This is a genomic window from Chryseobacterium sp. KCF3-3, from assembly GCF_045865955.1.
GTDB lineage: Bacteria > Bacteroidota > Bacteroidia > Flavobacteriales > Weeksellaceae > Chryseobacterium.
Window position 1 is genome coordinate 39,588 of sequence record NZ_AP035792.1, and the last position, 12,371, is coordinate 51,958.

A 12,371-nucleotide genomic window follows, 5' to 3' on the forward strand; every position below is an offset into this window, starting at 1 on the left:
GCCTTTTTTGAGGCTGTTTTTTTGTTTATTGAAGTCTTTTGTTTGAAATTTCCAAATTTTGAGGCTCTATTACTGAGTCAAAGTTAGGAGACTTTGCGTAGCGGGTTTGCAGGTACGAAATCCTGTCCTGCTGCTTGAAGACGAGGTGGAAAAAGCTCACCAGCAGCAGAAAGTGTTCTGCCCACAGGAGCTGAAGGATTTTGTCGTTTTTGTAATGAGAGAGCGCTTTTTCGTAATTCATTTTTGATTAGCTTTGGGCTGATTTATGGGCGGTATTTTTTTGATCAGATTAAAGCAATACCTAAGTAGAATTAAAATTTACTCAGACTTAACCTTGCCAAAAGTCTCTAATTCTATAAACGTAGATTTAAATAATTGTGAAGGAATTTTTTTCTTCAAAAGTAGATGAAAGTTTTCTTCGTGACTAGACACAATGAGCTGCTTGTCTAATGATAATGTTAACCCTCTAAATAAATCTATAAAAGATAAAATATTGATGCTATCCATTGATTGAATAGGATCATCAATAAAAATACAATCGACAGGTATACCTTTATTGTCCTTCGTTTTTAAAGCACGAGCAAGGAAGATACTCAAACTTAAAATGTTTACTTGAGCTGTACTAAAATATAAAGAAGGTACAGACCAAACTTCTTCTCCTTTAGTATTTATTGATAGGGTATAAATTTGTAAGCGAGGTTTATTTTCAGCAAAATCACATTTAAATTCGATAGACTTGTAATCTGGATGCGGATCTATTTTACTATAAATGGCATTAATTAATGGTGTATAAAAATAGGATTCAATTGTCTCTTTTAGGTATGCTTTTAGGTTTTCTTTTTCAGTATTTAATATCTCTTCCGCCCCCCCAAGATCTTGTAGATTCTTAACAATCTTATTAATTGTATCTTGTATATTCTTAGATTCAGTAACTTTAATGCAAGAATTGTTTAAAATCCTAACTATCTTATATTTTTCAATCTTTAATTCTGCTTGCTTCTCTATTTCCTTTTGCCTTTCAATTAATTCTATAAATGCTTTTTCAATTTGGGATTTATCCTTGTCTCTTATTATTAAATCAAATTCTGATTGGATGTGGTTTTCATAACTTTCATAAACTCTTAAAATTAAATTTTTTGAATTATTAACAATCTGAATCTTTTCTATATACTCCTCTTTAGATAAAGTATAATTAGATAGTTTGATTTTTAATTCAGCCAAGGATATGTTTTGAGCTTCTTTTTTGTTTGTTAATTCATCAATAAGTGACTGAATACCTGTTATTAGTTCGGCTAACAAGTTTTTTTCAACATCATTGGTTTTTAATTCTTCAATAAAATACGTCTTGATATCTTTATAATCATTTGAAGATTGATGTTTAAAAAGGTTACGTTCAGAAATCTCTAGCAATTCTTTAGTCGATTTGATGGATATTTCTTTCTCTAAAATCGCCTCATTATCTTTTTTTATCTCATGAGAAAACTCCAAAATCCGACTCTCAATTTTTGAGAGATCATTCTGTATTTTTTTTGATAAATCTACAAATGTTTTCGAATCACCTAAATATAAATTGATATCATTTAAGATAGATTGATTACTATTTAGTCTTTCTACATTAACTTTTTTATCAGAATCTAACTTATCGATAAGATTTTTAATATTTCTATACTCTGTGATATACGGTTGTTTTATTAAAGAAAAAATATTTTCTATTGTTTCTTTATCAATAGTTAGTTGTGATATTAACTCATTTATTCTCAATTCTATCTCAACCTTTTCTTCTAAATATTTTTTCAGTTTATCATCTAATAATTTATTTGATAAAATATTTTCGGATAACTTTTCAAAGGTGCCATAATTATGATTGCATAAAGGACAGTCTGAAGTTTGTGACTTACTGAGTAATTCCAGTCCTGAGCTAATAAAATCATTAAGTTCTTTATTAAACTGGCTTTGACTGCGTATTTTAACCTGAATTTCTTCTATATCTTTTTGAAATTTATCAAACTTTTGTTTATCAGCAATATAATTAGTAACTAAATTTTTATGTTCTTCAAAAAATTTAAATTGTAATAGAAGTTCAATATCATTGTTGATCTTATCTTCGTAATATCTGAATTCATCTAGAGTTATTTTTAAATTATCACGTTTGAGCTCTTCTGTGATAATTGACTGTGATAAGTCATCGATAGATTTTTGTATATCACGAATAATTTGAGAAGTTGACTCTAACTGTTTTTGTTGATCTGGTACATTATTTAATTTATACTGATTATTTTCAAGAGAACTTTTTAATTCATCAAGTCTTATTAATGTATCATTCTTTTTCTTTTCGACATCAAGTTTTTCACGTTCATTATTCAACAAACTTTCTTTAAACCCCGTAATATTATTCTGTAAACTATCTATCTCTTTTTGTATGCTAAGAAATGTTTCAAATTGTTTCTCAATATTAAGGGCTCGCTCCAGCCTGTTTTGTTGATTTTTTAAATTTTCATCATTGACAAGCGATTCATTATTGATTTTTTCCTGTTCTTCAAACCATTCAACTATTTTATCTAATTCTTTGATTTGATCATCTAGTTTTTGAATTTCGTTTTTGTTTTCAAGGTAGGATAAGAGCCCACCTGTTAATTTCCGATCTTCAAATTCTTCTCCGTCCCTTGCAAGTATTATGGTATCGATGTACAGTTTAATTTTAATCAATCCTTCTTCTAATGATAATAATCGGACATCAATATTCCTAGCTAAATTATCATAAGTAATTTGATTGAATGTATTTTGATCAAGTAGCTGAAGACTTTCATTTTCTTTATTAAGAGAAGTTATTACTTCATTAATTTCATCAAATTTTTTGAACTCCTGTTCAAAGTCAATTTCAGATTGAAGTTTTTTTTCTTCGTCCCCTTTAGTCTTAATTAACTCTTTCCTCTGATCATTAATATATCCTAAAAGCGTATTGATTTTTTTATACGCTAAATCATATTTTTTTAAATTTTTATCTATTTCTAAGAAGTTCTCATAACGTTTATCAGCTTTTTCTTCTTTTAGAAAAGCATCTATCAAATCCTGAGTTAATATTTGATTTTGAAAATATTCATTTGCAGGCTTTTCATTATATTTATATACTTTCTTTTTATTAATAATATTTTCAAAATTTTGCGAACTGGTTTCTACTATTACTTTTCCTGATTCAGAATTTTTATTTAATAACAATTGAGAATTGTTGTCTTTTCTAACTTTTTCAAAATCAACCATTCTATCAAAACGCTGAATTTTATGGGTAATTCCCCATTCAACTGCATCATAAAAAGAAGTTTTGCCAAAACCATTTGGAGCATATATTGAAGCAAAATTCATTATTTCGCCTTCTTTTGTAAAATTAAAAGTAGAATCTTCCTCCTTTTCAAATGCTCTAAAACCAGTTATTTTTACTCTTTTTATTTTCATAGTGCATTTATTTTTTTTATGAATTCTTCCTGAGCTTTTCTGTCACCAATAACTTTTACTTCATCTAATAATTTCCAAAGTTTTTCATTATCAGGAATGTATGTTGAAATAGTAACTTCTTGAGTTGCCTCTACAATTTCCTTTAAATCGGCATTCGTAATATGTTTAATGATCAAGCGATTCGCCTCACTATCATTAAATTCTTTATCGTAGGAATCTTCAACAATTTTTCTACTAGAAAATTTATTATTCTCAATTTTATTTTTCAGTTCCTTTGAAACATTGTCTTTTGAAATGTAAATGATATAAAAATTCCATTTATCAAATTCTCTATCAGACATATATTCAAAGTTTTGATAGTTAGATGCTACCATATTCGAAAATCGTTTCCAGTTTTCCATGATGTTATCACTACTAGCTTCAAGAAAAAAAATATTTATTCTGAAGTTATCTTCATTTCGATAATGATAGACTTTGCAATTTTCAATCTCAAAGTCTTTATTTGTAATTTCAATTATTGAAAAATTCATTTACTAATCTTTTAATTTCAGTTAATATCTCATTAAATTGTCCTAACGAAAATTGATCTAATAGGTTGTCATTTTCATTAATGCAATCAAGTTCTATTGCTTTGATATGTATGATCTCTTTTATTTTGTTTCTAAGCGTTATTCGATCAATAGTTTCATCATCATTTATGCTAGAGATATTTGTAGGAACCCTATCTGTCGACATTCTTCTGGTTTTATTTGTTGATGGAGGAATCATTGTGCCAACAATAACCTGACATTGATCGTCAATATTATCGGCAGCAAATAACAAAATGTCACTATACATATCATAAATATTTTTAGAAGAATCAGAAAATATAAACTTTCTTTTCTTACTCATTTTGTTTAACAATTCTTCATTGAACTCACCATCTTCTATCAAGCTAATTATTAAGGCGTACTCAAGAAACGAAGTCCAAAACTGTTTACTGCTTAGGCTATTCGCTTTTATTGCAGATTTGTTTAATATTTTACGATTGTAAACCTCTTTCAAGTCACACTTAATTTGCCTTGATTGAATTCGAAGAGCACCCTGTAGCTTAGGTTGTAGGTTAGGGGTTGTTTGATTAAATTCAATTATGGAACATAAAAGCAAATCTATCTTTGAGAAGAAGTTCGGTAGTAATTGAGGCAAATTATTGAGTTCAACTATTTCTTCAAATCTTTTTATCGGCACAACTTGAATTTCTCCATTACATGGGCCAATTGGTGTTTTACTTTGAATTCCAGCCAATAACAAGCTATCACTGTTTATTTTAATTATTCCTCCTCCCGAAAATCCAGCAATCTGTTCATGATCTAAATGATTGACAACTAATCTTAATGTGATTAATTTGTCATTATAACTATTTAGGTCTCTTATTATTTGTTTATCATATTGATCCTCTGATTCGCGTTTATTCTCAGGAAAACCTGTCAAATTAAAATCTTCGAAACCCGTTGTTCTTTCATCAATAAAAATTTGATCAAAACCTAAAGCCTCATCAAGAATTAAAATTGCAGCATCAATCTCATCATCAGGATGCTCGAAATAATTCTGACCATTTATAATTTCAATTTCATTAGCATCATTTTGGCTATCTGAAAAATAATATTTAGCTGTAGCTTTTATTTTCTTTGTATCCTCTGCGTTATCATTACTTACTTCATCATAAAAAACGTGTTTAGCGGAAAGGATGTACGTTTTTGCTTCATCTAAAGGCTGAAATAATATACCACTTCCATTATCTAAAATGACAGTATACCTTTTTAAATCATTTTCGTTCATCAAAACTCGTTTTGCATTTTTGATCTAAACCTTGGATAATCTTTCCAGTCCTGCGCCAAAAAGATGGCATCTTTTAAATCGTAGTTGAAATAAATATTAGCATTAGGATTATTATTAATAATTCGGGCTAATGTTCGTTTGTTGGGCAATCCATGTTTGGTCGCATTTGAACTTATTAGATAATTGTTTGTTTTCACAATTTCTAAAAGTTCTTTGTTAGTATTATACATGCTTCCATGATGGGATACCTTCATTAGTTCTACATGCAACGGACTAATTTTATTGTAATTGAATTTATCCAACCCGTTAATAATAACTGATGGATGAGCATCTGCAAGAAATAGGAAACTTCTATTATCATATTCCATTATGAAAGCGATGGAACTGCCATTTGCAACGCTTGTATCCTCATTAAATTGAAAATCACATTTTCTCTCTTCGTTTATAAAGTCTTTCAATGGAGTTTTGAAGTCGTATTCACCTCCGCTTGTAAAGTAATCCTTCTGTTTTTTGTATAATTTTAAAAGTTTATCTAATTTTTCATGATCAGGAGATAGGATTTTAAATCCTATTCCAAATAATTCATATTCCAAGCCCTGCTCAATAATTTCACCTGCCCATAAGTTGTTATCTTCAAGATACTTTTCAAATTTAATCCCTTGCTTCAGACTTGTTTTAAAATCATTTGCTCCATTTACTATTTTGATATTTAGATCTTCATTTTCATCGCTTTCAAATTTCTTAGCTATTTCATGTCCTGAATTAAACCATACCTTTTTAATAATGTTAGAAGCTTTTTTATCTTCATTCAGCCATCTCAAAATCCCACCGATATGATCGTCATCAAAGTGTGTTAAAATAAGAAGATCTATGAATTGCTCATCTTGGCGAATCTTTTCAATTACTTTGAAAAAGTCGCCCTTTACATTGGATGAACTTTTATAAGTATTTCCTATACCACCGTCAATAATTATGTTTCTTGGCATATCATTTTCTATAAATGAAACCCATATACAATCTCCATTAAATGCTTTTAAAAATTTTATATTCATGCTTATAATTTTTTCCATAGTTAAACTCCAATCACTTCCACCTTACTCATCCCGCTCTGTTGCTTGCTGACGTTAATCTACACCGGGATCCGTTCAGTCATTTCCTGGACGTGCGAGATTACACCTACTTTTCGGCCTTGGTTGTGAAGGCGTTTGAGGGTATACATAGCAATGTTGAGCGTATTGGGATCCAGCGAACCGAAACCTTCATCGATAAATAAAGATTCCACTTTCATGCGGCTGGATGACAGCGAGACAAGACCTAAGGCCAGGGGCCAAGCAATTTTGCATGCTCTTCATAAATTCTTTAAGCTTTATCAAAATATTTGGCTAAACTACTTATATAAAACAAGATGGATTTACGGAAAACAGTAAGGAAATGACGTGTATTTTTATAAGGAATATGCTTTATATCTCTTAATTTTAAATCTGCTTGGAGTTGCTACCTTTGTAAGGACAAAGTTCTTACATTCTTTCTCTTTATGTATGGGAGACTTGCTAATGAAGGTGCAAAAGATATTTAAATCTTTTTTAGTTATTATTTTAAATAAATGTTCCGATACAAATTTTGATAAGTTACAACAGAAGTGAACTGTTAGGTGAAATAACCGTTGATATTTATTTTAAATTTCAACGGTTATTTCATCTTTTTAAGAGATGGGAATCTGACAAAAGAGAGAACAAAATTCCTGTGCCTTTTAATTTCATAAATTTCAATTTTATTGAGTCTTGTTTTGGTATGATATCATATATTTCGTAACTTCGATTAGGTTAATTTGTATTTGTGTAAAGCAGTCCCATATTTGTCCCCTGTACTTACCAAAGTACTGAATACAACAGGCTTTCAGCTTTTGTATCGAGAAGTAGAATTATTTCTTATCACAATTTAAAAATTTCAAATTCAAAATATAAAACAGTCTTTTTTAAGGTTGTTTTTTTATTTATTAAAGTCTATTCACATATACCTTACGTCTCCAAAGCCTCCTGACTTTGTGACTTTGGAGTATATATTACAAAAGAAAGAAATTTTATTATTGTCCAAAGTGAGGTGAATTTCCTTAATAGGTATATTTTATAATCTTAAATCATTTATTCTAAAGGAGAATCAAATAAAAGATTTTTCATAACACCAATTGTAAGCATCAGTAAAAAGAAGAGTAAAAAATAGGTGAAGAAATTGACAAATCGTTTTCTATTATCATGATTTTCCAATGTATTGGTATTATAACTATTTACAAAACTTCTTAGTCCTAAAGTAAAAACAACAATAATTGATGTGAATGTGATATAAAGGATAATAGATTGCTTTAGTTCAAAAAAGAATAGGATTACTAAAATATTTATTAATGCGATGATCCAACTTAATTTTAATATTTTAAAAGATGATATATTTTTTTCCAACATTAAAAATATGGAATTTGAAAATATAATGATAAGAAGTATTATTTGTAAAATTGTATTCATAAGATTAAGTAATTCAAAAATTAATATAAGAATGGATTTGGGAAAGCGAGCTTTATATTCGTAACCAGCCCCAGCCCATCTGCTACCTTTCCTAAAACATCCGATCTTCAAAATCAGGAGACTTTGCATAGCAGACTTCAAAAATAGCGAAAAAGGGTAATGTTTTGGTATTGGTCTGCAGGGGTACCTTTATCAAAAAAAAGTACCATGGACACAATTATTAAAAAACTATCAATTTTAAGTGTGCTGATTTCACTGATGAGTTTCTGTTCCTTCCTTTTGGCACAGGTTTATCCAATCGGACAGATGTTTTTGACTACTTATCGTCAGTCTTTTACCATGTACAATACAGGGGTGATTGTTCAGGACGGTAATCCGGGAAACGCTGGTCAGGCCGTATATGATCAAACCGGAATTAATTATTTACTCTTGCCGTCTGCCGTTCCTTATCAAAAGGCTTTTTTTCTGGACTTTAATAAAAATATTATAGAATTAGATTACAGATATGGATACCGCGTCGTGGGTTATTCCAATATTCCTGTTCCTCCTCCGCCGGTTATGTATCTACCAAAGCCTATCTATGATAATCAAATAGGAATTGAAACCGCTGACGGATTGAGACCATTACCTACTCAGATTATTGACGAGCAAAACCCTTTTGGAGATGTGATGATGACAAGCGAGCAAAAGGCAGTAGACTGCTATAAGAATTCTTTGAATTTTGACGGATCATTAAATCAGATGAAATTCGGGGACTGTATGGTAACTAATATGGCTGGTCAGAAAGAACTTGAAATTTATAAGTGTGCCAAAAACTCAACAACCATGGAGGAACAGAGTCTTTGTATGCTCAGTATTTTAGGCGGGTCAAAAGAAAAGCAAATTACTCAGGATATGTTGAAATGCTATAAAGAATATGGTGGCAATTACGAAATGTATCCCCTTTGTTTCGCTGATAAAGTAAATGATCCTGAACTCAAGCAATTAGTTTCCTGCTTTAAAGATCAGGCCAACAGTGGTGAAATATCTTTTATGGGAACTGCCGTGTGTTATGGAGCAAGTAAACTTAATCTGAATACGGAAGCCCAAATAGCCGTTGAGTGCGCGGTAAGCACCGGAGGACAACCGTATGCATTTGCAGGTTGTGCGGGAGGCCAATTAACCTACCGAGAATTAAATAAATGTTTAACAAACGGTGTTGGTGGTGACAACGGATGCTTCGGAAAAAATAACACCATCGTTAAAGGATTAAATCAAATTGGAGATGCTTTAAAAGGTCAGTTTGGTCCCAATAACGATATTGTCAAAACATGGAATACGACGGTTCATGATTTGCAATATGGTCCCGGGAAAAATCATGAAGCGGTAAAAGTGGTCAGAAACATAAGCAACGAACTGGGAAAAGCAGGAACTAATGTCGCCAAAGAAATAAAAAAAGTAGTTCCCAAAATAAAAATCAAATGGTAATGAATACGTTACATAAAAACAGATGCACTTATGGAAGTGCATCTGTATAATATTCCTTACTGCGACTACTTCTTCAGCATTTGAAAATTATATTTTATAGGATTGAAAGGATTGACAACGGTTCCTTCAACGGTTATTTTACTCGCAAGCAGTTCAAAATTCATATTTTGTGTATTCTGTTTGGTAAAAAGTCCTTTTTTGGAAGCTGTGAACGTTATGACAACTTTCTTGCTTACCCCGTCAATAGGAACCTGAACAGTCAATTCTTTAGGAAGAAGATTAAGTTCTATTTCCTTTTTATACTGGTATAAGACTGCTGTATAATCCAGGTCATATTTTATTTTTCCGATGGCTGTTAAGGCTTGATTGGCTTTCACAGGATCAGAAATTACTGAGTACACAATCTCTTTCATAGGAAATTCTGAATAGGAAATCAGGTTTTTCTTGGCTGAAAAGGTAACCGCAGTTTCTCCGTTCACAGTTCCCTGGGATACGCTTGCTTTTCCTGTGTATTCACCGTTAAGATCATCAAAACTGATGGTTATGGGATCAGGTTTTGGAGCATCATCATCATTACTGCAGCTTGCCAGAGCAAAAGGAATAGCCAGTAAGATCACAAGCATGGATATCAATTTTACATGATTGATTTTTTTCATTTTGATTTTGAATTAATTATTTTGATTAAAAAAATATTTTACTGAGTACTCATCTATATAAATACAGAATTTCCATATCCTTGCTTGGGATTTTAAAAAATAAATTCAATCAATTGATTTACTGTGTATTATTTTTAACACCTGTTTCTATTTATTCCTATTCTTAAAATAAATGTCTCAAAATTGAGACATTTGTCGTAAATTTGAGCTAATTAAAAATAATGAATACCCAACAAAAAATTATCGATACAGCTATAGCGGTCTTCAATGAGAATTTTTCGGCAACATTTGAAGAGATTGCAGTACACTGTAGCCTCAACCGCAGAACATTGCACCGGTATTTTAAAAACCGGAACGAATTACTGGAAGCCTGTAATCAAAATATGATGGAAGCGTGGGAAGAAGCAGCTATCCAAGCCATTAACAGTTCCTCCGATGCTTTGATACAGCTTGAAAATTTATTATATGCGGGAATTGACAGCGGAACAAAGTATGCTTTTTTAATAAAGCTCAACGAAATAGAACCTACTTATAAAACTGAAATCAGTAAGGAATATTCAAAAACAAGAACCGATGTATTTGATGCCCTGCAAAAACTGCAGAAAGAACATTTAATAGATAACCAGTTGCCACTACCCTGGATAAAAATTCTTTTCACCAATAGTATCACAGCAACCATCACAGCGTACAGATCCGGAGATATTGCGCCTAATGAAATAAAGAAACTGGCCTGGAAATCATTCAGCAGAAGCATTGGCCTACAATTAAATAAACAATCATGATACATTCTTTTTTAATGATAGGTCAATCCAATATGGCCGGGCGTGGTTACGCTAAAGAAGTCCCTCCTATTTTTGATGAACATATTAAAATGCAGAGAAACGGATTATGGCAGATCATGTCTGAACCGATTAATTTTGATCGCCCCAGCTCAGGGGTAAGTCTTGCTTCATCATTTGCAGCAGCATGGAGACTGGATAACGAACAGGATGAAATCGGGCTGATTCCATGTGCTGACGGAGGAACCAGCCTTGATGACTGGGCGGTAGGCAGTGCACTCTTTGAAAATGCGGTATCACAAGCCAGACTTGCCCAGCGAACGAGTGAAATTAAAGGAATTTTATGGCATCAGGGTGAAAGTGATTGTTCACCTGAAAAGGCAGAGAAGTATCAGGAAAAGTTCTCTGAAATTATTAATGCTTTGCGTCAGAAACTCAATATTCCTGAAGTTCCTCTCATCATTGGAGGTTTGGGAGATTTTTTACCCAAAGGAATATTGGGGCAGTATTTTATCCATTATTCCTTGGTTAATCGTGAATTGGAATATTTTGCCCAATCTCATGAAAACTGTTATTTTGTTACAGCAAAAGATCTTGACTCCAATCCTGACGGCATTCACTTCAATGCTCATTCACAGAGATTACTTGGAATCAGATATTATCAGGCCTATCGTGACCTTAAGGATATTTCCAACCCTATCGCTGATGAAGAAAATACATTGAATACAATCTATAACCGTCCTTATACCAGGACAGAAAAAATTAAACTACTGGAACACGAATTTGCTATCGGGAATATTGAAAGTAAAGATTATTTAAACAAACTAACCGCATTAAGTCAAGAGTAAAAGAATGCTTCAAATTGATTTTTATTCAAAAAAATCATCAGCAAATCAAAAGTAAACGATATTCCCCGTCATTTTCTACAGGCGCTCTGTGAACACAAGGTAAAGCTTCCTGATCAGGATGATCTACAGCGATTCTCCAAAGATGACCAACTCCTAAATTGACAGGTTCTGCATTGGACTTAGGCTGATAATGGAGATCAAAGAAATACTCTTTCAGGAAGTCTTCAAATTCGTCCTCATTACCGTCATGCAATTTTTTAAGTTGCTCACGGATTTCAGGAATTAAAATTTTCTGTTCCACCTGATCATTAGCTATGATATCACTTGCCGTCCCATGATAAGTGCATAGAAAAGTGTCTGTCCCTACAGGTGAACGGTCCACATGATAGGAATATACATCTGTTGAAATAAAACCGAGCTCTTCATCACGTTCATAACATTTAAGCAAATTAAGAACCGGAGATGCTCCAATATCTGTCAATAACTGCAAGTCATTTAAAATAATTTCTCTCGCCATACTTCCCTCTTCTGATAATTCCAATGCTAAAAGATCTTCACCGGAAACTTCTGTAATATCATCTTTCAACTGAAGCTTTGTGACGATTTCTTTAAAGTCACCCACTAAATTTCTATGCCAGCAAATGGCATTCATAGCGCCTTGAAAATGGGTATTCACAAGTTCAGAAAAAGAAGAAACCACACCTACTTGATGATGGTCAGAAAACGTATTGCTCATAGGTTGAAATGAAAAGTTTTACTGCTTAATTCTGTGCAAAAATACGGAATAGGTTATTCAATTCCATCAGAAGACAACGATAAAAAAACAGCATCCTCTTT

Annotated in this window: 10 protein-coding genes; 3 read left to right on the plus strand and 7 right to left on the minus strand. The window is 31.8% G+C overall.

The genetic code is table 11. The features are described 5' to 3' along the window. Positions 1 to 25: 25 nt before the first annotated feature. From ACKTTZ_RS00160 to ACKTTZ_RS00180, 5 genes are all read right to left on the minus strand, one after another. Positions 26 to 241: a hypothetical protein gene (locus ACKTTZ_RS00160; protein ID WP_407846908.1), complete on the minus strand. Its 216-nt coding sequence runs from the start codon at positions 239 to 241 to the stop codon at positions 26 to 28. A gap of 77 nt (positions 242 to 318) precedes the next feature. Beyond that, complete coding sequence (locus ACKTTZ_RS00165; protein ID WP_407846909.1) at positions 319 to 3,450, minus strand: hypothetical protein; 3,132 nt, start codon at positions 3,448 to 3,450, stop codon at positions 319 to 321. Further along, the gene (locus tag ACKTTZ_RS00170; RefSeq protein ID WP_407846910.1) at positions 3,447 to 3,980 is read right to left on the minus strand and encodes an ABC-three component system middle component 1; all 534 of its coding nucleotides are present in this window, start codon (positions 3,978 to 3,980) and stop codon (positions 3,447 to 3,449) included. Before ACKTTZ_RS00170 ends, ACKTTZ_RS00165 begins: the two co-directional genes overlap by 4 nt. Continuing rightward, a complete protein-coding gene (locus tag ACKTTZ_RS00175) occupies positions 3,961 to 5,268 on the minus strand; it encodes an ABC-three component system protein (protein ID WP_407846911.1) in 1,308 nt (435 codons plus the stop codon). The genes ACKTTZ_RS00170 and ACKTTZ_RS00175 overlap by 20 nt, the downstream gene beginning before the upstream one ends. Then, complete coding sequence (locus tag ACKTTZ_RS00180; protein ID WP_407846912.1) at positions 5,268 to 6,320, minus strand: ComEC/Rec2 family competence protein; 1,053 nt, start codon at positions 6,318 to 6,320, stop codon at positions 5,268 to 5,270. The genes ACKTTZ_RS00175 and ACKTTZ_RS00180 overlap by 1 nt, the downstream gene beginning before the upstream one ends. A 1,671-nt stretch (positions 6,321 to 7,991) precedes the next feature. Between ACKTTZ_RS00180 and ACKTTZ_RS00185 the strand changes: the two genes are divergently transcribed. Continuing rightward, positions 7,992 to 9,251, plus strand: a complete 1,260-nt coding sequence (locus tag ACKTTZ_RS00185) for a hypothetical protein (RefSeq protein WP_407846913.1) — start codon at positions 7,992 to 7,994, stop codon at positions 9,249 to 9,251. Between the two features lie 65 nt (positions 9,252 to 9,316). Here the strand turns inward: ACKTTZ_RS00185 and ACKTTZ_RS00190 are convergent, their stop codons facing one another. After that, positions 9,317 to 9,907, minus strand: a complete 591-nt coding sequence (locus ACKTTZ_RS00190; protein WP_407846914.1) for a DUF4840 domain-containing protein — start codon at positions 9,905 to 9,907, stop codon at positions 9,317 to 9,319. A 221-nt stretch (positions 9,908 to 10,128) separates the two neighbouring features. On the opposite strand from ACKTTZ_RS00190, the gene ACKTTZ_RS00195 reads away from it, so the two are divergent. Both ACKTTZ_RS00195 and ACKTTZ_RS00200 read left to right on the plus strand, forming a co-directional pair. Next, positions 10,129 to 10,689 carry a TetR/AcrR family transcriptional regulator gene (locus ACKTTZ_RS00195; protein ID WP_407846915.1) on the plus strand — a complete coding sequence of 187 codons (561 nt, stop codon included), beginning with the start codon at positions 10,129 to 10,131 and terminating at the stop codon, positions 10,687 to 10,689. Continuing rightward, the gene (locus ACKTTZ_RS00200) at positions 10,686 to 11,534 is read left to right on the plus strand and encodes a sialate O-acetylesterase (protein ID WP_407846916.1); all 849 of its coding nucleotides are present in this window, start codon (positions 10,686 to 10,688) and stop codon (positions 11,532 to 11,534) included. Before ACKTTZ_RS00195 ends, ACKTTZ_RS00200 begins: the two co-directional genes overlap by 4 nt. A gap of 37 nt (positions 11,535 to 11,571) precedes the next feature. Here ACKTTZ_RS00200 and ACKTTZ_RS00205 read toward each other — a convergent pair whose 3' ends face one another. Next, positions 11,572 to 12,270 carry a DUF1826 domain-containing protein gene (locus tag ACKTTZ_RS00205; protein ID WP_407846917.1) on the minus strand — a complete coding sequence of 233 codons (699 nt, stop codon included), beginning with the start codon at positions 12,268 to 12,270 and terminating at the stop codon, positions 11,572 to 11,574. Positions 12,271 to 12,371 lie beyond the last annotated feature (101 nt).